The following is a 21,872-nucleotide window of genomic DNA, read 5'->3' on the forward strand; positions in this document are numbered from 1 at the left end:
GTGCGCGCGCGACGCTCTGCAAGCGTACGCTCCAGCGGCTTCTGTACCAGCACGTTGTAAGCGATCACCAGCAGAACGAAAAAGATCATGGTCGGCACGGAGCCGAGCACAAGTTCACCAAGTTGATTGAGTATTTCCATGAATTTTCTGGGTCTTGCAGAGGACGAAGGGCATAATCCCATGCCCCTTGCCGGCTCTCGCGCGGCGAGTAGAGATTGCGGCGCAAATTACTGGTGTTGTTACGTGTTAGTTGTAACAAAGCCCTACGTGGAAAGTCAAAAACGCGGTGCGATAAGCGATCATTCTGTCCGGTTAGCAACCACGCACGGAGATCAAAAGAAATCCCGATTCCAGCACTGAAATTTACGCCATCTTGACCCAGAAGGCATACACTGAGTGCACCAGCCGGGACCCGTTCCGGGTCGTGCAGGCCGCGTGACAAGGGGACACCACCTCCGCTCCCCCCTCAGGCGGCCTGTATTCTTTTAATCGCCCAACTTTTCGACACCATCAAGCTCTGCCCCATTTCGCCACAAAAACTGATGGTACCGCCGCAACAGCGTCGTTGGCCCCACCGCCGTAAGGTAAACCAGGTTCCCCTCAAAGCGCTGCCTGGTAAGGGTCGCACCACGCTCCAGAGCCGCCAGAACTCTCCCCTCCGACTGCGGAATCCGAAACCGAGCCTCCACCAAAGGGTCGGCAGTCAACGCCGCGTCGATGGCACGCAGCAGCTCATCCAACCCAGCCCCCGTAAGGCCGGAGACAGGGATCGAATCCGCCGCAAAAGGTGTATCCGGCGGCAAAAGATCGGTCTTATTCAGCACCTGCAGGGTCGGCTTGCGCCCTACATTCAGCTCAGCCAGCACCGCTTCCACCTGCGCCCGCTGCTCGTCGAGCGTCGGGCTGGCGGCATCCCGAACATGCAGCAGCAGTTCGGCCCGCTCCACCTCTTCCAGCGTGGCGCGAAAGCTCGTAACCAGTGCATGCGGCAGATTGCGTAGAAAACCAACCGTATCCGACAGCAAAACCTTGCGCCGGGAAGGCAGAGTGAGCTGCCGCAGCTTCGGGTCAAGCGTGGCAAACATCCGCTCGGAAGCCAGCACCTCCGCGCCCGTCAAGGAGTTGAAAAGGGTCGACTTGCCTGCGTTGGTATAGCCCACCAGCGCAACCGTGGGCACAGGCACAGCCTCCCGGCGGCCACGCTGCTGTCGGCGAATCCGCCGCACCGCTTCTAGCTGCTGCTTGATGCGGTCGAGCCGGAGATTGATCCTGCGGCGATCGGTTTCGAGCTGTGTCTCACCAGGACCGCGCGTTCCGATGCCGCCGCCCAGCTGCGACATCGACTTGCCTTTTCCCGTAAGCCGGGGCAGCTGATACTCCAACTGCGCCAGCTCCACTTGCAACATACCCTCACGGGTTCGGGCGTGACGGGCAAAGATGTCGAGAATCAACTGGGTGCGGTCGATGACCGTGCACGGCAGACGAGCTTCCACATTGCGTGCCTGGGAGGGCGTCAAATCGTGGTCGAAGAGCACAAGGCTCGCGCCGGTAGCGGCCACTGTAGCGACGATCTCGTCGAGCTTGCCGCCGCCGACCAGCGTGGCCGGATCGGGATGAGGCCGGTGTTGAATCAGTACCGCCGCGATCGTCGCGCCCGCCGACCGTGCCAGTTCCTGAAATTCGGCCAGCGAGGCATCGAAGTCCAGGTCCACAGGCGGGCGCGAGGAATTCGTCAGAACCTCCGAATCAGGCTCTAGCCCTGCGGTTGAACGCTCGAGAATAGCGGCCGCAGCTCGTGCCTGCTGCGCGGCCGGAGAGGGGCGGCGGCGGTCCGCGGTGAACTCGACCGCGACCAACACAGCCTGCTCTCTGGTCGCCTGCTGGCGTGCATGCAGAAGCGCCTGCTCCTGCGCTGCAACGAGACGGGAGTCCTTAATGCTCGATGAGTATCTGTTCGGCAAAGTCTGAGACAGCCTATTTCTTGATCGATTTGCCTATTGTCCGTTGCGCAGAGCCGCTTCCAACGGCACAGCACCTGTTGCTGGAACGCGATGATCGCGCACCTCGCCAGGCCGGCTCTCGCCATGCAGACCGGAACGGCCACTTACTACCGTAGAGATCGCATGCTTGAAGATGAGCTGCTCCTGCGCATTGTTTTCCAACAGCACGGAGTATTTATCGAAGGAACGAATCTTGCCCGTAAGCTTGACTCCGCTGACTAGGTAGATGGTGATGGGGCTCTTGTCCTTGCGGACCGTATTCAGAAACGTGTCCTGAATGTTCTGTGCCGGCTTTGAATCCATGTGGCCGATCTCCTTTTTGCATCCGGTCGAGCAGTTCGCCTATTCGACATAGGGCGAACCCTTGGTGTTGACACCGTTTTTCCTGAGGGAAAACGGCACTTGCAGAACTCATTCGCTCTCACGAATAGAAGAACTGCTCTGAATCACGAATGAAGGCCCGCTTCACACTCAAATTACGAGCCAAAGACGTGCAGCCCTGCAGGCCTCCACACTAACAAGCTTCCCCGAGGATAGACAAGTACTGCGGAGAAGGTTCCAACCCTTCGCAAATAGTTAGACGAGACAGCCAGGCAATTGTTCGCAATACAATATGAACGATGACTCAGGACGTTCGACGAAGCTCTCTGCAACCTGTTCCGATGCTCGATTTCTCGCGCGAGTTTGCTGTGATTCGCGAGGAAGTAATGGCCGCAATCACCGAGGTCTGCGAGTCGCAGCGCTTTATCCTTGGGCCGGAGGTCGCACGGTTCGAACAAGCCGCTGCTGCGGCCTGCGAGGTAGAGTTTGCCGCCGGATGCGCCAGCGGTACCGACGCCCTCTGGCTGGCGATGGCTGCACTTGAAATCGGCCCTGGCGATACGGTCATTACATCGCCCTTCAGCTTTTTTGCCACCGTTAGCTCGATCCTCCGCGCGGGCGCAACCCCTTTGCTGGCAGACATCGACGAGCGCACCTTCAACCTCTCGCCGCAGGCCGTCGCAGAACTCCTCGGTAAGGTTTCCGGCAAGGTAGCCGCCGTCATGCCGGTGCATCTCTACGGCCAATGCGCGGATATGGGCGAGTTCACCACCCTTGCCACAAAACACGGCTTTCGATTGATCGAAGACGCCGCCCAGGCCTTCGGGGCACGCTGGAATGGAGTCGCAGCAGGCGGTCTCGGCGACGCTGCCGCCTTTAGCTTCTATCCGACAAAAAACCTCAGCGCCTTCGGCGACGCGGGGATGATGACCACTCGTGACGCCCACACCGACGAACGCGCTCGGATGTTGCGCGCCCATGGAATGCGACAGCGCTACTTCCACGACGAAGTCGGCTGGAACTCACGACTGGATACGCTGCAGGCAGCCATTCTCAAAGTAAAACTGCAGCGCGTGGCCGCAGGAAATCAGCGCCGCCGTGAACTTGCCACCCTGTACGACCAGCGCCTGCATTCGGCCGGCTTGATCGGCTCATCAACAGCCGAAGGAGTAGTGCTTCCCTTCATCGACCCACGCGCCGAGCACGTCTTCCACCAGTACGTGATTCGCGCACCGCGCCGCGATGAACTTCGGGCCTTCCTCACCGAAAACAAGATCGGCACCGAGGTCTACTATCCGCTGCCACTGCACCTGCAGGAGAGCCTCAAGTCGCTCGGATACAAGCGTGGCGACTTCCCCATCAGCGAACGAGCCGCAGACGAAGTGCTCGCCCTGCCAATCTACCCAGAACTGCGTGAGGACGAAGTCGAGACAGTGGTGGAAGCTATTCGGCGGTTTTACTAGTTTCAATTGTCAGTTGTGAAATGCCCTTAACTGGCAACTGAGAACTGACAGTCCGTTACCGTCGCCGTCTTCCGGCATCTTTCTTTTTCTCAGGCTCAGGATCTGGATGGGCCTCCGCTGGCGGCTGAGTCCCAGGAGCGATCAGAATCCTCCGGCAGAGATTGCCTTCAAGACGATAAGTCTTTTCAATCGTCCTGCCTGGCGTGAGAAGCCCCGTTGTAGGGTCGGGCGTGGGGATAGCTGCGTCCCCTGCCAGCACACGGTAGGCGAACGCCGGAAGCTGTACCTTGGAGTTCTCCGCATGCCCATACGGGTCGATATTGGCTCCGATGACGACCGGCAGATACCCCACAATATTGTGCTCTCGGAACGCCGTCTCATAGCGGTGCTTCTTCGTATTCCAGATGAAGACCCGGACCTGGTTGAAGTCATACGGCAGGCCCGCCTTATAGGGGCTAAACACAGCCAAATACTCCGGAATACTCGTGACGGTCTGCCCATTGTTGAGAATGCCCGAATCGGGGTCATCCACCTGAGTTAGGACGTAGGCTCCGACAATCCTCTGCCCTTCGGCATAGCGCACCAGGGTGTCAGGGGCATCGACGTCGATCATGCGCGAATAGACCCAGCCTGTCTCTCCCTTCGCATTGCGGACCAGCCACCAGTCCTCCATCACAGGGGGAGGCGGCCCTTCAGGCTGGGCTGCGTCTCCGGCTCCGGCTCCGGCTTTGCGGGCGTCTCCCACAGGCTTCGCCGTCGCTGCAGATGCTCCCGGAACCACCGGTTTTACGACACTCGCGCGCTTCAACAGGTTCAGTTTGTCGCCTTCGGCAAGGAGGAAGAACCTGTCTGTCTTCAGGCCGGGAGCGGCGTGCAGGTAGACCTCATCCCGCGCCACGGCGGAGGCAATAGCGGGGTCGTGGAGATGCTTCTGCCGCAATTCCTCAAACTGGTCCGCCAATCCCTGATCGGCGGTCTTATTCTCCTCGATCCAGCCGACTTCACCGCGGGGAGTCCGCACCTTCACCCAGCGCCTGGCACGCTCCAAAACAACCAGTTTCTCGCCGCTCGAGACACTTCCCGTGCGGTTGGAGACCGCGGCGACGCGGTCGCGCAGGAACATCTGCTTCGCGGTGACATAGACATACTTATCCGCAGGCTTGACCCTGAAATGCGAGCAACCCGCCAGCCCCAGCGAAAGGACCGCGATTGCCGCAAGCAGCGCAACTGACTTCGAATTAATACCAAACATGTTCAGGTGATGCCTTTGCGCAGCGCTACGTTGTTTCGCGGAGGAGAAACGGGTAGTTCAAGGATACCGCGTGATGCCCCTCATGGCTGCGTCATTGCTATCACAGCTGGATTGGTAGTGGCTGTACCCGTCGCTGCTGTGGTACTTGCAGCTGTCAGAGCCCCTGCGGAACCAATCGTATACAGCTTGGTTCCGATGCTTGAGTTGTAGCCCGATGCAACAATGTACTTGCCGGTGTTGTCGACCCCCAGGGCACTGACTAACGTGGGAGCCGAATAAGGTGATCCGGTCAGCGGAGTCAATATTCCAGCGGAAGTGAACGAAAACCCAGAAATGGTGCCATCTGTGGCGTTTGCGGTGTAGAGGTAGCTCCCCGTCATCAGAATCGCGTGATCGCCTTGGCCCGTGTCAGAATTGGCAGTCGTATTCGTAACAGATGTCCACTTACTCCCGTCGGCAGCAACGCTATAGACAGCAATAAAGCCTGTTCGGGAGAAGTAAACGTTGTTATTACTATCGATAGCTGCCCCGAAATCAGCCTCGGCACTGGTACTGCTAGGGATTGGGATGGCTAAGGGATTAAGAGTGGTACTCAGTTGATCGTCTGTAAGCGGAACGATAACGTCCCCAGCCGAGCCAAGGGTCACAACCAAATAGTTGCTGCCAGTAGGGCCTGCCGTTATGGAAGCGCCACTGGTGGCTAGTGCCAACGTAACGGAAGGTTGGGACGCAGGGGTAAGAACGCCATTCGTGCCAATCGAGTAGAAAGAAACAACACTACCCACCGAAGTGATGTCCAGAGCGTACAAATACTCGCCATCCGGAGAAATGGCCATTGCCGTCGCAATTTGGGATGCTACTGCAGTGCCACCGGTTAAAGCGCCACTGGATCCAATGGTATAGGCGTTGATCACACTGGCAGCCTGGTTGGCAACAAACATGATGGTGTTGGCTGGGTTAATCACGATGGCACTGGGCACGTAGCCCAGGGATATGGGGGAGCTCGAAAGTGGATCCAGCGCTCCGGTTGACACATCGTAGACACTCAGATCATCAGCATTCGACGAGTTGTTGGAGATGTAGGCATAATCCCCACTGGCGGTTCCCGTTGTTCCCGTGGTTGGACAATCGGTCTTCCCTTCGCATTGGAAGAAACCGGCGCAACCCGTCAGAGAGAGTGCGCCTGCGGCACCCAAAAGGGCGATAACGAAACGGATTGGGGTTTGCCGAAGGGTGCGGGCCATGCGTCGAGTCTCCATAAAAGGTCGTTCCATTATTTTCTCAGGGATTGCTGCCGGGGCCGCCGGGACATATCCTGGACAGGATTCCAGACGACTGCAATCTCCACATAGAGATAGGACGAAGTTGCGCGGCAACCGTTTCGAACTTTCTCGTATATCAAAGAACTGTATGCTCATAGCATTGTCCTGACAGGATGCCTTCCTGCGAGGCGAAGCACGCAGGCAATGCCGTATTATCTAACTCTGTATGCCCAGTTTTTCCGACAGCATCTTTCTATTTATCCTCGCTCTTCTGCTGTTTGGGCCGAAGAAGCTGCCGGTGCTGGCCCGCGAGCTCGGCAAGTGGATCGGCGAGTTCCGCCGCGCCTCCAACGAGTTCAAGATGCAGATGGAGGACGAACTCCGCCAGGCCGAGCAGGCCGACCGCCAGAAGCAGATCGCCGCTATGGAGTCCGCCGCACCCGTTACCCCTGCGATAGCGGAACCCGAGCATCCCCACCTGCCCAGCCCTTCGGAGACCAATCCGGAGGAAACCGGTCTTGCGGTTTCTCCCACCGAAGCGGCAGAGACCCCAAAGCCGCTGCCTATCGCTACCTCCGGCGAGCTGAGCCTTATGCCTCCGTCAACCGGTCTGCCTGTACCGCAGAGCAAGAGTTCCGAAACGGGCAGCGATGCCCTGGGGGGGCTGCTGGAGTCGATCCCAGTTGCTGCAGAAAATCCGTCCACAACCGGGAATCCGGCTGGAGAACCTGCGGCAGACGCCGTTTCACCTGAAATGCTTGAATACGCCAGGGAGAGTGCCACACATGGCGACTGATCTCGTCGATCGCGCACGCTCAGCCGTGCAGGACCGCGCGGAACTTCCGGGTATGAGCCTAATGGAGCACCTCGAGGAACTGCGCAAGCGTATCTTTTGGTCCGTTGGCTACCTAGCTATTGGAATGGTGATCGCCTATGCCTTCCACGTGCGTATTATTGCCGCGCTGCAAAAGCCGCTTACCGATGTCGGTCAGAAGATGACCATGACGCATCCCACCGATTCAATCGATATCCTCATCAAGTCTTCTGCCATCGTCGGCGCTATCCTTGCCTCCCCGTTCATCCTCTATCAGATATGGCTCTTCATCTCGCCCGGCATGTATACCAACGAGAAGAAATATGTCTGGCCCTTCATGGGTGCAACCGTCGGCCTCTTTCTCTCCGGATCATGGTTTGGGTATCGCTATGTCTTGCCAGGCGCCATGAAAGTGCTGCTACTGGAAATAGGCAAGGATTACAACCACATGATCACGATCGACGAGTACACAGGGTTTTTCCTTGCTGTGATTCTCGGGCTGGGCATCACCTTCGAGTTGCCGGTTCTGATCTTCTTTCTGGCACTCTTCGGCATCGTCGACGGCAAGTTCTTGCTTAAGCACTTCCGCTACGCGATTCTCGCGATCTTTCTGATCGCCGCGATCATCTGCCCAACGCCGGAACCCATCGGCATGTGCCTCTTCGCCTCGCCGATGTTAGCGCTCTACTTCCTTGGCGTAGCCGTGGCCTTCCTCGTGCACCCCACAGCACGCAATAAACGCAAACAGAAAAAGGAAGGAGCCTAATGAGGGCCCCGGGAAGCTGGATAGTACAAGCCCGTTCAAGAGTTCTGGCGGTTTTAGTCGCACTTGCAATGAACTGCGCGTCGACAGCCTCCGTTCAAGCACAGGCCCACGGCGTCTCCGGGCAGGCCGTCTACAAGCTTACGCAGGAATACCTTGCCGCCGCTCCTAAGCGTTACATCGGTTCGCCCGGGCATGCTGCCGCGGAAAACTTTATCAAGGCCCACTTTGCCCCTGAAGCCGCTAAAGGGAACCTCATTGCGGATAATTTCTCTGCGCGCACGCCCATCGGCCAGCTCAGTATGACGAATTACATCGTCAAGTTTCCCGGCAAAAAGGATGGCGTCATCGTCTTGGCCTCGCACTACGAGACCAACTACCCGCTCAAGGACATCGACTTCGTCGGAGCCAACGACGGAGCCTGCACCACGGCCCTGCTCATTGCGCTAGGCCAGTACTACCGGGCGCATCCGCCGCAGGGCTACTCCGTCTGGCTGGTCTTCGACGACGGCGAAGAGGCCGTCAAGGAATGGTCCAGCTCCGACTCCCTTTACGGCACACGGCACCTCGCTGCCAAGTGGTCTGGCGACGGCACCATTAGCCACATCAAGGCCTTCATCGTCGCCGATATGATCGGCTGGAAGAGTATGAACATCACCAAGGAGAGCAACTCAACTCCATGGCTGCTCGATCTACTGGCAAAAGCGGGTAAAGACACAGGCCACGTGAGCTATCTCTTCCGAGATTCGCAGGCGATCGAGGACGATCATCTGCCATTCAAGCAGCGTGACGTTCCTGTCCTCGACATCATCGACTACGAATACGGAACGCCCAAAGATCCGGAAGCCTTTCACCACACAGAGAAAGACACCCTCGACAAGCTCAGCCCGGTAAGCCTGCAAGTCTCGGCTGACCTCTTCCTCGATGTGGTCAAGCTTATCGATCAGCATTAATGCCTTTGCCGACGTCGACAAAATATAAGCAGCGGCAAAAGCAGACTGATCTATTATCAGGATCACGGCTATCTTGACGCCCCTCTCCCATTGGATCTGGTTCCACGTCGCCATCGTCGTTTTATTGGCGCTTGAGTACCTTCTGCACCGTGCAGTTCCCGACACCAGACGCAAAGCCATTTACGCAACCATTCTCTGGGTCGCAGCGGCACTCTCCCTTGCGGCGATTCTGGCGCGATTCTATAGCTCTGCCGGTGCTGTGCAGTATCTCGCCGGTTATGCGATAGAAGAAGCACTCTCCATCGATAACCTCTTCGTCTTCCTGCTGCTCTTCCGTCTCTTCCGGGTGCCGGACGTGCGTCAGCCACGGGTGCTTTTCTGGGGAGTCGCCGGAGCCATTGTCATGCGTGGAGGGTTCATTGCTGCAGGTCTTGGCCTGCTGAACCGCTTTCACTGGATCAGCTATGCCTTTGGTGCGATTCTGCTGTTCGGCGCCATTCGCCTGCTCCGCCCCGAAGATCCGAACAACGACAAGCAGACTCCCGGATGGATTCGATGGCTCACCAAGCTTTCGCCTATCAGCGAGAACTATGACCACTTCTTTGTCCGCGAGAATGGGCGGATGATGGCTACCGTTCTGCTGCTGGCGCTGGTCGCTGTCGAGCTCACAGACGTCGTCTTCGCGCTCGACTCCATTCCTGCGGTTCTCAGCATTACGCGCCAGCCGTTCCTTGCCTATACCTCGAACATCATGGCGGTCATGGGACTGCGTTCGCTCTATGTATTGCTGGCGATCATGCTTGCGAAGTTGCGCTTCATCCACTATGGCCTTGCAGCGCTGCTGGCCTTCGCTGCTGTCAAGATGCTGATCAGTGCGTGGGTCGAGATTGGGCCTCTGGTATCGCTGGCCGTCATTGCGGGGCTGCTGGGGGTGACGATTGGAGCTTCGCTGCTGATGGCTCGTGACAAGGCGGTTTCGTGATCGGGTGCGAATGACATAAAGGCGCTGTCTGGCGTGGTGCAATCTGGAGAATTCTAGAGATGTGTCCCTGGGATTTCTAGAATTGTGGGCTGCAGCTTGTTGATTCTATGGTCCATCATTTTTTGAACATAACGACTTCAGTGCTTATTTCGGAGCCATCGATTTCCATAAGCCGATAGCCGAAGCTCTGCTCGTCGATTGCAATCTCGTCTGATATTTTTACTATCTGGTAGGAAGCCGCAGGGGTCACAAACTGACGTATGTTTCCGTCGATGGCATCGTCTTCCATGTGATAGTGGCCGCAAAAAATGACGGTTTCTCTTTTCGCTTCCAGAAGCGCGGCTCGTATCTTCTCTCTTGCGTTCAGGGCAGCGCCGGCTCTATCCAGTGGGGTGTCGATTTCCAGGACGGGATGATGCAAAAAGAGGATCATTTTTTTCTCGGTATTCATCTCCTGTTGCAGCCAGCGGAATTGATGGTCGCTGATGGAATTGGAGGAAGAATCCAAGTAGATGTATTTGAAAGAGCCCTCTTCGTAGGCGTACTTCAATTCATCGTCGCTGTTGGGCGAGCTGTAATGTTTGCTGACTTCCGAGAAGCTGTCGTGGTTTCCCAGAACCATTCGCAGTTTGAAGTTGTATTTTCCAATCAGGTTGAAGAACCACTCGTTACCGTCTTTTGTGCCGATATCGCCGCCGAACACCACCTCCGTAATCCCTCTTTTAGCGATGTCATCGAGAATCAGCTTCAGATTGTCTTTGTGCTCTTCGGACTCGCGCAGGTAGCGCATTTTGCCTGATTCTGCTTTTTCGCCTAATACGATTTTTTGCCCGATATGCGCGTCGGTTACATAGGCGATTGATTTCCGCTTCTCTGTCATTTTCAGATCATAGGCCGTGCATGAGGTCAGATGTTTCGGTGCGGGCCGAACTGTGGGGTGAGATGGGGCGTTGGCTTCTTCGGTAATACAAGCATCCGCAAAATACAGAGGTTTCTCCGCTCCCGTTGGTCGGTCGAAATGACAGGCTTGGGGGGGAAGGAATAGGGAGCAAGAACAGAAGCAGATTCCCTGCGGGAATGACAAAAAGAAAAGCTGAAGCAGAGGCCGCGACAAAAACCGCGACGGAAGCCGAGGCAAAAGCCACGGCAGGGGCTGCGGCAAAGTTATAGATAAACCGCAGTGTGATGACAGGCCCTAGCGCGATATCCTTATAGAGATGAGCAACAACACTAAAATTACGGTACGGGCTGCCTCCGCTACCTATGAGGTTGAAATCGGTAGTGGGTTGCTGGCGGGCGTTGGTGAGCGTGTCGATGCGCTGCTTAAGGGTGGACTGAGCGCGGGTAAGCAGCGGGTCTTCGTTGTTACCTCGCCTGAGATCTGGAAGCTCCACGGCGAGCGTCTTGCCAGCGGCTTCCCTGCCGCTCCCGCGCTGCTCAGCGTGCCGGCGGGTGAGCAGCATAAGCGCCTTGCCACGGTGGAACGCCTCGCCGAAGAGATGGCCCAGCATGGCGCGGATCGCGATAGCGTGCTTCTGGCCCTGGGCGGCGGTGTCATCGGCGACATGACCGGCTTCCTTGCCGCGATGTACATGCGCGGCATTCGATATATCGGCGTGCCGACCACGCTGCTTGCACAGGTCGATAGCTCCCTCGGCGGCAAGACTGGCGTGAACCTCGCCGCAGGCAAAAACCTCGCAGGCGCGTTCCATCATCCACTGGCGGTGTATGCCGATACCGCGACGCTCCACACGTTGCCCGCCGCAGAGATCCGCGCCGGACTTCAGGAGTCCATCAAGGCCGGGATCATCCGCGACCGTGCGCTGTTCGACTTTCTGGACGAGAACAAGGCCGAGGTGCTGAGCGACGGTCTGGATAGCGACCAGGCGGCTATCACCCACGTCGTCGCCGCCAGCGTGCAGATCAAGGCCAATGTCGTCGGCGCTGACGAGAAAGAGTCTGGCGAGCGCATGCTCCTCAACCTCGGACATACGCTGGGTCACGCCATCGAAGCCGCAACGGAGTATAAGCAGTTGCTGCATGGCCAAGCCGTCGCCTGGGGCATGATCGCGGCCATCGGCATTGCGCAGCGGCGCGGCATGGTGAGCAGCAGCGAAGCGGAGCGTATGAATCGCGTCATCCGCGCCTATGGACCTCTGCGAGGCTTCAGCGCAGACGCCGCAGAGCTCGTTGCACTAACAGCCAAGGACAAGAAGAACCGCAGCGGAGCACGTTCCTTCGTGCTGCCCATCGGCATCGGCGATGCGACGGTCGTGCGCGATGTGAGTGAAGCCGAGTTGCTCGCAGCCGCCGAAGAGATGATGGCTGAAGTGAACAACCTGCAGGTGCTGGCGTGAGTATCCTCGAACAGGAGAGCGCGCTGGGAGCTCGGCCTTCCGGCGAAGCCACCGAAACCGCAGCGGCGGAGCACGTTCGGGACATCTTCAACTCCATCGCGCCGAGCTACGACCTGTTGAACCATCTGCTCTCGATGGGACTCGACCGTCGCTGGTGGTCGCGCACCGCGCGCAGCTTCAGCGGCATTCTTATACGGCCCGAAGCCCGCGTGCTCGATATCTGCTGTGGAACCGGCGACATGACCTCCGCGCTGCTCGCACAGCGTCCTGCTAATAGTGAGCCCATTACAGGTCTCGACTTTTCCGCCGAGATGCTCGCACGCGCACGCATCAAATATGCGAGCGCCAATGCGCTTTGGGTCGAAGGAGACGCGATGCACCTGCCGTATCCGGACAACAGCTTCGACCTTGTGACCTCTGCCTTCGGCTTTCGCAATCTCACGAACTATGCGGAGGGGCTCACGGAGATTCACCGTGTTCTCAAGCCGGGCGGCCGGATCGGCATTCTGGAGTGCAACCAGCCGGATGGCCTGAGCGGTGCGCTCTACAACCTCTATTTCAAGCACATCCTGCCTATCGTCGGCGGCATGATCTCGGGCGACCGTGCCGCTTATCGCTATCTTCCGGCCTCGGTGGAACGCTTTCCACGCTCGCCACGGATGCTGGCGCTTATGGCTGAAGCAGGCTTTGCAGATTGTGCGTGGGATGGCTACCTGTTGCGTGCGGCAGGACTCTATCGAGGGGGCAAGAAGTAGATTCGTGGCGACTCCAGACGAAAAGCCTTTAACGCAGAGGGCGCGGAGGTTTCGCGGAGGCCGCAGCGGAACCCTTTTTCCTCTACGAAACCTCCGCACAGCCGGCGTTAAAAGCTTTTCTTCTGTAGCTGCAACGAATTCTTCTACGCGTGTATGCTCAGGGCAATACAGGGCGGGTCGATGACAGAACTGGAACAGCGCAGCTCTGCTAAGAGCGCGGCGGCGCTTTCGTCGCTGATGGCGGCTCTCGCCATCACGCTGCTGAAGCTCATCACCGGTGTCCTTACCGGCTCGCTGGGTATGTTGAGCGAGGCCGCGCACTCGGCCATCGACCTTATCGCCTCCGGCATCACGCTGATGACGGTACGTGTCTCCGACCGCCCCGCGGATGAAGAGCACAACTACGGTCACGGCAAACTCGAGAACCTCTCCGCTGCCCTTGAGACTTTATTGATGGTTGGCTCCTGCGTATGGATCGCGCAGGAGGCGGTGCGGCGCATTCTGTATCACCGGCATCTCGATCTTCGCTGGTCCGTGTGGCCATTCCTCGTTCTGCTGCTGTCGATGTTTGTGGACTACACGCGCTCCCGCGCCCTGCAGCGCGTAGCGGAAGAACAGCGCAGCGACGCGCTGGCAGCAGACGCCCTTCACTTCGGCACCGATCTCTGGTCGGCAGGGGCTGTCTTTCTGGGACTGCTCGCGACATTTCTCGGCGAGCGTCTGCATCTGCCGTTGCTGGAGTATGCCGATCCCGTCGCGGCTCTGCTGGTAGCCGTCATCATTCTGCGGGTAACGTGGCGACTCGCGCGGAGAACCATCGATTCCCTGCTGGATGCTACGCCTCCAGAGATCCGCGAGCAGATTCGACGTGAGTTGTTCCATGACCTGAAGTCCACGGACGGGGTCCTTGCCGTGGAACGTGTGCGAGTACGCCGTGCGGGTTCGGACTACTTTGTCGACCTCACGCTGGGCCTTCCGCGCAATCTTACTTTTCAGCGCTCCGAGCAGATTGGCTTTGCCGCAACCGCCGCGGTGCAGAAGCTGTTGCCTGGAGCCGATGTCGTCATCCACACGGTACCGGTCGCGGCCCTGGGTGAGAGCGTCTTCGATCGTGTCCGTGCCGTAGCCGCGCGATCCAACCTCGCGATTCATGACGTCAGCGTGCAGCAGTATGATGGTGCGCTGCACGTTGAACAACACCTTGAAGTGCCTGAGACGATGTCTTTGAGAGAGGCCCACGACATTGCGACACACCTCGAAGCCGGGATGCGGCGCGAGATTCCCGGCATTGCCACCGTGCTGACACACATTGAGAGCGAACCGGCAACGATCGCGCACCCGGCACCCATCGGAGCGACGGAGAACCTTACGAACCAATTGCTGGCGACAGCCCGCGTCTTCCCGGAGATACTGGATATCCACGAGATTGTCGTGACTCGCGGCCATGGAGGCGCGGCGAACAGTGTGCAGATTAACTGTCACTGCACGCTGCCTGACGACCTCCCCATGGCGAGCGTGCATGAGGTCATTACCGAGTTCGAGAGCGAATTCCGCATCAAACACCCGCAGGTCGCCCGCGTGCTGATCCATCCAGAGCCCGCGACCGACAACCGGAGATAAGTCATGAAGATCCGCATACGCTTGGAGACACGATCCTTCGAAGAGGCCATGAAGCGGTACTTCCAGCTTGCCCTCACTGCACTGTCGATGATCGCGGTCATGCTCATCACCGCAGCGCTGACGCTGCGGATTGCGCTGCATGGGCATGAACTCTCCGTACCAAACTTCTCGGGCATGACGGCGGCCGAAGCCAGCGATGCCGCGTTGCACAGCGAGCTCGACCTCACCATTGAGAACAAGTTTTACTCGACGACCGTGCCCGCCGGGCGCATGTTGTCACAAGCTCCGGCTGCAGGCTCGCGCGTGCGGCGCGGATGGCAGGTGCGCGTGACCGAAAGCCTCGGACCACAACAGGTTACGATCCCCGATGTTGCGGGTGAGCCGGTACACCAGGCTGCTATGGACATCCGCCGGATGTCGCTGGATCTGGGCACGATGGCGCATATCGACGCGCCGGGAGATCCCGACATTGTGCTGGCGCAGACGCCTCCGCCGAATGCAGGCGTGGACCAGCCGCGTGTGAGCCTGTTGCTCAGTTCCACGGCCAGTGGCGCTTCCAGCGCGTTTGTGCTGCCGTCGTTTGTGGGCCTCAGCTACTCCGCCGCGAGCAAGGCGGCGGCGGCTCTCGGCCTGCGGGTCTGGTATATAGCGGATACGCCTCCGACGCCTCCGGCTGCTACGCAGCAGACTGTAACACTCAATGCCAATGGACAGTCCATCACAGTGCCGGTACCGGCAGCGCCTGTCGTTGTTCCGCCCCCGGTAGGAGCTGTGACAGGACAGAAGCCGGAGTCGGGATATCGTGCCAATAAGGGCGATGCGGTGCGGCTGATCTTTGGCGCACGGTAGATTAGAGCGTTCGGCATCAAGAGTTCACTGCGTGGTTGAGCAGGCACGGAAGTGCTGCTAATTCGGTGAAGGTTGCTTCACATGATCGATGACAGGAACTTGAATCCGAGCTCTTGTGGGCTGCAGCTTCAGTCCGAGCTGCTCTTTCAGGGCTTCCGAGAAAGTCGGTGCTCCCGTATCAAGCTGAGCGTTTGTACTGGGAGGCGAAGGATCGTTGCGCTCAGGCACGGAATCGAGTGAGAAATCGTAAGTCCCGGCCAGCCCAGTCCGGTCCACTACGGGCCGGCCAGAATCCTGCCAAAGCGGCATGTAATTGGCAATGTACTGCATGGTGATGTCCCGGGCCCCCACCAAGAACGAATGGTGTGGCGTAATCATCAGCACGTTCGCGCCGCAAAAGCGCAAGAATCCACCCGGCGCAACAGATGGCGAAGCGGGATCTGGCGGGGATGTCCACTTCGCGTCGCACGGGAGACCCTCTGCATGGGGCCGCAGCCTTGGCCCAATCTTTCCCGGCCGATCAAGCACGAGAGCGAGCGCTGGCATCTCCTGCGTCTCAAAATGCAAAGCTAGATTAAAGCGGTCGGCGAGGAGCGACTGTATCATCAGGCGCATCTGGTCCTTGGTGGGATTGCCTTCTGCCTTGGCTTCGATGACGAAGCTATCGCTTGCGACCCACTTGGGCAGGTGCGCGAGCATCGCGTTTTGCTGCTCGCGCGTGGATATGATTTTGTAGGCAAACTCGATGAGACTTGGAAGCGTTCCCTGCACCAGCAAGCGTCCTCCTGGCGGAATAGGCTCATCATCAATGTTCAGGCCGACGTTTTGCTCGACGCGCTTGCCGGGCTCGGCGGGTTTGATGGTGGCGACCTCGAATGCCATCTTGCCGCCTGCCGCCTTTTGCCAGTTCGGCATTTCTTTCGTTGCTTGCGCCAAGCCAAATACGACTGGCACCGCTATGGTTATCAATCCAACTGCACCCAGCAGGATTTTCATGCTGAAGCCCAGCCTTAGCCCCGCGTGGCGGGCTCCAATGCGAACAATCCGTTCTTTCAGATCCGAACCCGTGACGCCAGACGCACACTCCAGCGGCGACTCTACATAAAACCTGCATACATTCAGAATTCCCTCGGCATAGACCTGCGCGTCGCTGCCAGCAGCGAGAACGGCCTCGTCGCAGGCGCGCTCGCGTTCATCGACTAACCGCGCCCCGATCCACCATACTGCGGGATGAAACCAGAACAACGCTTCCGCGATCATATGTACGGCGAAGGTTAGATTGTCGCGCCGACGTACATGGCACATCTCATGCGCGACAATTGCTTTCAATTGCTCCGGCGTGAGCCGTTCCAAAATTCCCTCCGGCAATAGCAGCACCGGCCGGAAGATTCCATAGATGCCCGGCTCAATCATCGCCGTCGACCACAGTGCGGGCACATCTGCCGCAATCTCAAGAGGCAATGCCGAGCGCACCGCAGCTCGAATGCTCCGCCATCCGCGTATCCAGCGGAGAACGATGATCAAGGCTCCGCAAACCCAAATCGTTAGCAGCAAGACCGGCAGGCCGTTCCCGTGCGTCGCCGCAGACGAGTGTTCCGTCACACCAAAGAACCGCACCTGCGGGAACGGCTGCGCCATCTGTCCCATAACGTTTGCGAGTGCAGGCTTCGCGACGATCGGCGTCGCAACCAGCGACTGGAACAGCTCGCCCACAGCCATCAACAGTGACAACGGAAGCAGAAACTTTACCGAGGCAATCATCCACAAGCAATATCGTGCTCTTGCGTGATTCTTCCTGAGCGCCAGCGCCAGTGCCCACGCGATGCCCGCTACGACGGTTGACTGCCAAAGATGATTGACGACGGCTGCGGTCCAACTTCCGTCCCAGAATGCTGGCATCATGACTGCTTCTCCTCTCCGGGGAGTTTGCGCAAGGCATTCTCCGCTTTCTTCACGTCATCGAGAGACAATTTACCGGTCTCGACGAGGCGTGCCACCATAGGCTGAGATCGCCCGCCAAAGAGATCCAGCAACTCGTCAATCAGCCGACGCTGCGCTGCGTCGCGCGAAATGGAGGCTGCAAAAACATGAAAGTTTCCTACCTTCTTGACGCGCCGCGCCACTCCCTTCGGTTCCATCCTGTACACCATGGTTTGGATCGTGTTGTACGCCGGTCTTGCTTTGGCGGGAAGTGAATCCAGAATCTCGCGGATGGAGGATTCTCCCTGGGTCCAGAGCACCTCCATGATTTGAAATTCGAGTTTGGACAATTTTGGGGTAGCCATCAGTTCTCCTACTCACGTAGGAATATCACCTACAGAAGTAGGTGATGTCAAGAAACTTTTTCACGGTGTGATTGAGACTCCTGGATTACCAGCTAACCGGAAGTTGAGTCTCAAGTGGCGAGAACAGGCCAAAGCGCTTATCCATACGAACTCCCTCGGAGACGGAATGAGGCAGGATTGGGCGGCCGCAGAGGCCGAAGCAGTGGCCTGTCTCCTTCCTCGCCACCCCACTCATGACATGAAGCTGTCATGAATGGGGCACACACCCTGTTCAGGGTACGTGTGGGCTGCGTGATCCAGTTACTTTCGCCAACTTCGTAACATGCTCTAGAAGGTGAGTTTCAGCGCCACCTGGATATTGCGAGGTATGTTTGTTTGGGTAAAGACCGTCTGTTGTCCGAAGGTGGCATCATTCACATTGGTATCGGGGCCTGGAAATACGGGAGTATTCGTCAGGTTGAAGAATTCAGCCCGAAACTGCAGATTTAATCTGTCGTGGATTGGAAAGGTCTTGAAGATCGAAGCGTCTTCTGTCCAAGGAATTGGCGACCGGAATCCACCATAGGTGGGAATCATGCGATTGAGCGTAAACGGTGGGGTGATTGCCCAAACAGGCGTTGGTTCACTGGCTGAGCAGTTTTGCAGGGTGCCGCTGGTTGTAATGGTGCAGGTGTTGAACGCGTGCGCCCACGTCGGGTGCGCCACGTGCGGATTGACGCCCGTGGCCTGGACACCCCCCGGAGCACCATAGATCTGCCCCGACGACTTGCGGGCGATGAGATTGACAGCCCAACCACCAAAAGCCTGCTTTTCGACTCTGTTCTTGCTGTTGGAGAAGAACGGCAGACTATAGCTCCCAGATATCGTCAAGACCTGAGGAAGATCATTTCCATCAACGTAGTGGGCCTGAACCGTATCCTGATCATTGAGGTAGCCAGTATCTATCGGCTTCTGGTACGTGTAACCAACCAGGAACGATAGCCCGTGCGAGACGCGTTTCTCATACCTCATTTGAAGTCCGTTGTAATTGATGCTGCCGTTTGTCACAACTTCTGTGAATGATCCGTATTGCGGATAAGGAAGCAGCGATTGTTGGAGGCTCCACGTTGCGCTGTTCAAACTGGTTCCTGGCAGAAGTCCTGCAAAAGGATTCGGCAGTTGGGTATTCAATTGGTTTCCAAGCGCTAGATCGGCGACAGAGGTGAAGTTCGGATTTCTGTAGTTGGGGAGGCGGGTGGTAAGTTGACCGACATAATGCACGTCCAATATCGATCGGAACGGCAGTTCGTATTCAATGCCCAGAGAATACTGAGTAATGCGTGGAATGTTGCGGGTATTGTTATCCCAGTATTGCCATCCGCCCTGACCATTGAGGTTGCTGCTGGCGCCTCCCGGCTGCACAAAACCTGACGGATAGGGGTTCGACACGACGGTAGGAAGGGCAGGAGTCAACAAGTTGTTCGTGGAGGCCAGGTAGTTTGTGTTGGCGCTGAAGCCCACATCGCTGGAATTATCGAAGGTTGGCGAGTAGAGCATACCCAAGCCTCCACGCACCAAAAGATTCTTGGTTGCCGCATAGGAGAATCCAAAGCGTGGTCCGAAGTTACTTCGATTCCAGTTATAGGGATCGCCCTTGCCGAAGAGGACTTGCCCTTTCAATGCTTGCCCCGCAAAGGAATAGGAGGCATTAGGATTGAAGCCTGTATTTGCCTGCCCGTGCGCCTCGGTCATGGGACTCTCCGTATCCCAACGCAGGCCAAGGGTGAGAGTGAGATGATCAGTCACGCGCCAACTATCTTGAGCGAAAAGCGCATAGTAACCGTCTCTCCAGCCCACGCGCGGATTTGTCGAAATGCCGCCACCATCGGCGTATCCCAGAAGGAAGCTGGCGACGGAGTTTCCGGAGACATTATCGCTGGCCAATGGGTTGGCCTGCGTAAAGTCTCTGCCAGAACTCAAGGATGAGTACCCCGCGTAGTAGTTGTAGTCATCGCGCATCGCGCGGTCTTCGCCGCCGAAGCTCAGATTGTGTCTCTTGAGGGTCTTGACCAGGGTTTCCCTGAGATCGTAGTTATCGTCTGTATTGAGTGCTCCCGTACCATAGCCTGAGTTACCGAATGACGAATAGCCCGCCATATTAATTTGCGGAAATAAGGTGGGCGCTGGCGAGTCAGACATGTAAGAGGGAAATCCAAGCGTGGATAGGTCGTAAACGGGTTGCTGGTTGAGGATCGCAAATCTGTGTTCGATCCAACCAACACCAAAGCTCGACACCAAAGTTGGCGAGATAACCCAGTCCCAGTTGACGTGAGCGCCATTGTTGATACGGTAGTGTTGATAGTTCGGTGTGATTGCCACCGGGTAGCCGTTCGTGCCCGAGGTTTGTTGGCGGTGGCTGTACAAGTACACGACATCGATGCGATGTGCTGGGTTGATGGTGTGATCGATGCGGGCAGTGTACGCGTTATAAACATCCAGCGTATTATTCGGACCTGCGAACAGATCGTTGGAATCACCATTTCCAGAGATGTATGCGTTTGGATCTGGAAGCAGGGAGATGATCTTCGACGCAACTGGATCGATGCGCCCCGTGGGAAGGCTGCTCCCAAACGCGGTACGCGAGTAACTTCCATCGGGATGTTGAACTGTTGTCAACGGATCGTAGAGGATTGCAGGTTGGTTGCCTGCAAGGCTTTGGCTAAAGTTTCCCTGCTTTTCGAGGGCGGTTGGGACAGTTGAATAGGTCGGCTCCGGGGTGGTGGTGCGTATGTCTTCCCAGCCGAACATGAAGAATGTCTTGTTGCGTCCGTCGTAGAGTTTCGGAATGTAGACAGGACCGTCGATCACCACACCAGGCTGGTTCCAATGAAATCCGGACTTTGGGTTGCCTGCCTTGTCGTCCGCATAATCGTTAGCGTTGAGTACCTGGGAGCGGTAGTACTCATAGGCTGCTCCGTGGAGTTCGTTGGTACCGCTTTTGAGATTAAAAGCCATAAATCCGCCGCCCGATCGTCCATACTGAGCATCGTAGACAGAGGACTGGACCCGAAACTCCGAGGTCATATCCGGCGACGGTACGAAATTGATATTGGAGATCTGACCTGCCGAAGCCTGTTCGCTTCCTGTGTCGGCGAGACCGTCCATTGTTACCTCGGTGGTGAACCCACGACCACCATTGACCATGATGTAATCGAATCCGCCGTTGTCGAATGGCCGTTGGGAGATGTTGGCAGGTTGCCCCGGCTGAACAATTACGCCTGGGGTCATTGTCGCGAGCATAAACGGATTCCTGCCAAGTAGCGGCAGATTTTGTATCTGCTCTGCACTTATCGTCATTCCGGAATCACCTGTTTCGGCCTCCAACAACGGAACCTCTGACCGCACCGTAACCATTTCAGATGTGCTGCCGACATGAAGCGCAAGATCGATCTGCAAGTGGTCATTGCCGTGAAGTTCGAAGTGTTGGACCGCGGTTTGGAATCCGCTAGCGCTGATACTTAAATCGTAAGCGCCAATCGGCAGGAACAAAATGGAATACAGGCCCTGGTCATTTGTCTTCGTTTTGAAGATGTTTTGAGTCTGTGTATTGGTTGCCGTCACGGCAGCATTGGTCACAATCGCCCCGCTGGGATCCTTAACCGTGCCACTGACTGCACCGCGCTCTTGTTGGGCATGCAGTATGCATGGGCTTAAGACCGAAAGCAGGAATATCCATAGATATCCGAGCGAACGCCGACTCCGGATATTGCTCGTCCGTTGCTTAATCACGTTGGTCCCTCCGATTAACTTTTCAAGCCTTCGACTCAAAATTCAATAGAGTAATTTTGTTATTAATGGAATCGGCCTCATACTAAGAGGGCATGGTAACGTTGTCAAGGCAATAAATTTCACTAATTCTTCAATACCCAGTGACATGGAGGCTGCACGAGAATAGGGCGTGTTTCGCCTGCTTCTGGCCTGAGTTGACAATTGCACTTTGAGAGAAGAAGTTGTCTTACCGGTTTGAGGCGATTGCAAATGCTAGAGCCATTGCGGTCCACACCGCGCACGTGCCGGGTGCTCGTTCTTTGAGCATGACTGGGTGGCCACGGAAGCTGAATCAGACTTTCTCGCCACTCCACTCATGACATGAAGCTGTCAGTCGCCATCCGCCCATTGATCGAGGGACCTCTAGCGTTCGGTTGAAAAGGAACCAG

At 57.2% G+C, this 21,872-nt stretch carries 17 protein-coding genes; 9 read left to right on the forward strand and 8 right to left on the reverse strand.

Annotated elements, in window-relative coordinates:
- Positions 1–485 precede the first annotated feature (485 nt).
- Together hflX and hfq are read right to left on the reverse strand one after the other, a co-directional pair.
- Positions 486–1,961, reverse strand: coding sequence for a GTPase HflX (gene hflX, locus GSQ91_RS07060; protein WP_158820567.1), 1,476 nt, complete (start codon positions 1,959–1,961; stop codon positions 486–488).
- A gap of 33 nt (positions 1,962–1,994) precedes the next feature.
- Positions 1,995–2,303, reverse strand: a complete 309-nt coding sequence (gene hfq, locus GSQ91_RS07065) for an RNA chaperone Hfq (protein ID WP_158820568.1) — start codon at positions 2,301–2,303, stop codon at positions 1,995–1,997.
- Positions 2,304–2,662: 359 nt separating this feature from the next.
- Between hfq and GSQ91_RS07070 the strand changes: the two genes are divergently transcribed.
- On the forward strand, positions 2,663–3,784 hold the full coding sequence (locus GSQ91_RS07070; RefSeq protein WP_158820569.1) for a DegT/DnrJ/EryC1/StrS aminotransferase family protein: 1,122 nt from the start codon (positions 2,663–2,665) through the stop codon (positions 3,782–3,784).
- 55 nt (positions 3,785–3,839) lie between these two features.
- Here the strand turns inward: GSQ91_RS07070 and GSQ91_RS07075 are convergent, their stop codons facing one another.
- Both GSQ91_RS07075 and GSQ91_RS07080 read right to left on the reverse strand, forming a co-directional pair.
- Positions 3,840–5,036, reverse strand: coding sequence for an SH3 domain-containing protein (locus GSQ91_RS07075; RefSeq protein WP_158820570.1), 1,197 nt, complete (start codon positions 5,034–5,036; stop codon positions 3,840–3,842).
- Between the two features lie 80 nt (positions 5,037–5,116).
- Positions 5,117–6,280, reverse strand: coding sequence for a beta-propeller fold lactonase family protein (locus GSQ91_RS07080; RefSeq protein WP_158820571.1), 1,164 nt, complete (start codon positions 6,278–6,280; stop codon positions 5,117–5,119).
- A 244-nt stretch (positions 6,281–6,524) separates the two neighbouring features.
- Here GSQ91_RS07080 and GSQ91_RS07085 point away from each other — a divergent pair, with 244 nt between their 5' ends.
- The 4 genes from GSQ91_RS07085 (at position 6,525) to GSQ91_RS07100 (ending at position 9,810) form a co-directional block, all read left to right on the forward strand.
- A complete protein-coding gene (locus tag GSQ91_RS07085; protein ID WP_158820572.1) occupies positions 6,525–7,094 on the forward strand; it encodes a twin-arginine translocase TatA/TatE family subunit in 570 nt (189 codons plus the stop codon).
- A complete protein-coding gene (gene tatC, locus GSQ91_RS07090; protein WP_158820573.1) occupies positions 7,084–7,878 on the forward strand; it encodes a twin-arginine translocase subunit TatC in 795 nt (264 codons plus the stop codon). Before GSQ91_RS07085 ends, tatC begins: the two co-directional genes overlap by 11 nt.
- On the forward strand, positions 7,878–8,828 hold the full coding sequence (locus GSQ91_RS07095) for a M28 family peptidase (RefSeq protein ID WP_158820574.1): 951 nt from the start codon (positions 7,878–7,880) through the stop codon (positions 8,826–8,828). Before tatC ends, GSQ91_RS07095 begins: the two co-directional genes overlap by 1 nt.
- Before the next feature lie 73 nt (positions 8,829–8,901).
- Positions 8,902–9,810 carry a TerC/Alx family metal homeostasis membrane protein gene (locus GSQ91_RS07100; protein ID WP_158820575.1) on the forward strand — a complete coding sequence of 303 codons (909 nt, stop codon included), beginning with the start codon at positions 8,902–8,904 and terminating at the stop codon, positions 9,808–9,810.
- Between the two features lie 115 nt (positions 9,811–9,925).
- Here GSQ91_RS07100 and GSQ91_RS07105 read toward each other — a convergent pair whose 3' ends face one another.
- Positions 9,926–10,690, reverse strand: coding sequence for a metallophosphoesterase (locus tag GSQ91_RS07105; protein ID WP_158820576.1), 765 nt, complete (start codon positions 10,688–10,690; stop codon positions 9,926–9,928).
- Between the two features lie 337 nt (positions 10,691–11,027).
- On the opposite strand from GSQ91_RS07105, the gene aroB reads away from it, so the two are divergent.
- The 4 genes from aroB (at position 11,028) to GSQ91_RS07125 (ending at position 15,391) form a co-directional block, all read left to right on the forward strand.
- Positions 11,028–12,167 (forward strand): 3-dehydroquinate synthase, encoded by a 1,140-nt coding sequence (gene aroB, locus GSQ91_RS07110; protein WP_158820577.1) that lies wholly within the window; start codon positions 11,028–11,030, stop codon positions 12,165–12,167.
- Positions 12,164–12,922 (forward strand): bifunctional demethylmenaquinone methyltransferase/2-methoxy-6-polyprenyl-1,4-benzoquinol methylase UbiE, encoded by a 759-nt coding sequence (gene ubiE, locus GSQ91_RS07115; RefSeq protein WP_158820578.1) that lies wholly within the window; start codon positions 12,164–12,166, stop codon positions 12,920–12,922. Before aroB ends, ubiE begins: the two co-directional genes overlap by 4 nt.
- Before the next feature lie 180 nt (positions 12,923–13,102).
- The gene (locus GSQ91_RS07120) at positions 13,103–14,542 is read left to right on the forward strand and encodes a cation diffusion facilitator family transporter (protein ID WP_254064397.1); all 1,440 of its coding nucleotides are present in this window, start codon (positions 13,103–13,105) and stop codon (positions 14,540–14,542) included.
- A gap of 3 nt (positions 14,543–14,545) precedes the next feature.
- The gene (locus GSQ91_RS07125) at positions 14,546–15,391 is read left to right on the forward strand and encodes a PASTA domain-containing protein (protein WP_158820579.1); all 846 of its coding nucleotides are present in this window, start codon (positions 14,546–14,548) and stop codon (positions 15,389–15,391) included.
- 57 nt (positions 15,392–15,448) lie between these two features.
- On the opposite strand, the gene GSQ91_RS07130 is transcribed toward GSQ91_RS07125, so the two are convergent.
- The 3 genes from GSQ91_RS07130 to GSQ91_RS07140 form a co-directional block, all read right to left on the reverse strand.
- Positions 15,449–17,293, reverse strand: a complete 1,845-nt coding sequence (locus GSQ91_RS07130) for a M56 family metallopeptidase (RefSeq protein ID WP_158820581.1) — start codon at positions 17,291–17,293, stop codon at positions 15,449–15,451.
- Positions 17,290–17,676, reverse strand: a complete 387-nt coding sequence (locus GSQ91_RS07135; protein WP_158820583.1) for a BlaI/MecI/CopY family transcriptional regulator — start codon at positions 17,674–17,676, stop codon at positions 17,290–17,292. The genes GSQ91_RS07130 and GSQ91_RS07135 overlap by 4 nt, the downstream gene beginning before the upstream one ends.
- A gap of 327 nt (positions 17,677–18,003) precedes the next feature.
- A complete protein-coding gene (locus GSQ91_RS07140; RefSeq protein ID WP_158820585.1) occupies positions 18,004–21,444 on the reverse strand; it encodes a carboxypeptidase regulatory-like domain-containing protein in 3,441 nt (1,146 codons plus the stop codon).
- Positions 21,445–21,872: the final 428 nt, after the last annotated feature.

Origin of the sequence: Granulicella sp. S156 (assembly GCF_009766105.1) — a bacterium.
Classification (GTDB): Bacteria; Acidobacteriota; Terriglobia; order Terriglobales; family Acidobacteriaceae; genus Granulicella.

Bases quoted from the DNA above. Each gene is read 5' to 3' on its own strand.
- hfq (WP_158820568.1), bottom strand. From the start codon at position 2,303: ATGGATTCAAAGCCGGCACAGAACATTCAGGACACGTTTCTGAATACG.
- GSQ91_RS07070 (WP_158820569.1), top strand. From the start codon at position 2,663: ATGCTCGATTTCTCGCGCGAGTTTGCTGTGATTCGCGAGGAAGTAATG.
- GSQ91_RS07075 (WP_158820570.1), bottom strand. From the start codon at position 5,036: ATGTTTGGTATTAATTCGAAGTCAGTTGCGCTGCTTGCGGCAATCGCG.
- GSQ91_RS07080 (WP_158820571.1), bottom strand. From the start codon at position 6,280: ATGGCCCGCACCCTTCGGCAAACCCCAATCCGTTTCGTTATCGCCCTT.
- GSQ91_RS07085 (WP_158820572.1), top strand. From the start codon at position 6,525: ATGCCCAGTTTTTCCGACAGCATCTTTCTATTTATCCTCGCTCTTCTG.
- tatC (WP_158820573.1), top strand. From the start codon at position 7,084: ATGGCGACTGATCTCGTCGATCGCGCACGCTCAGCCGTGCAGGACCGC.
- GSQ91_RS07095 (WP_158820574.1), top strand. From the start codon at position 7,878: ATGAGGGCCCCGGGAAGCTGGATAGTACAAGCCCGTTCAAGAGTTCTG.
- GSQ91_RS07105 (WP_158820576.1), bottom strand. From the start codon at position 10,690: ATGACAGAGAAGCGGAAATCAATCGCCTATGTAACCGACGCGCATATC.
- aroB (WP_158820577.1), top strand. From the start codon at position 11,028: ATGAGCAACAACACTAAAATTACGGTACGGGCTGCCTCCGCTACCTAT.
- GSQ91_RS07120 (WP_254064397.1), top strand. From the start codon at position 13,103: ATGACAGAACTGGAACAGCGCAGCTCTGCTAAGAGCGCGGCGGCGCTT.
- GSQ91_RS07125 (WP_158820579.1), top strand. From the start codon at position 14,546: ATGAAGATCCGCATACGCTTGGAGACACGATCCTTCGAAGAGGCCATG.
- GSQ91_RS07130 (WP_158820581.1), bottom strand. From the start codon at position 17,293: ATGATGCCAGCATTCTGGGACGGAAGTTGGACCGCAGCCGTCGTCAAT.
- GSQ91_RS07135 (WP_158820583.1), bottom strand. From the start codon at position 17,676: ATGGCTACCCCAAAATTGTCCAAACTCGAATTTCAAATCATGGAGGTG.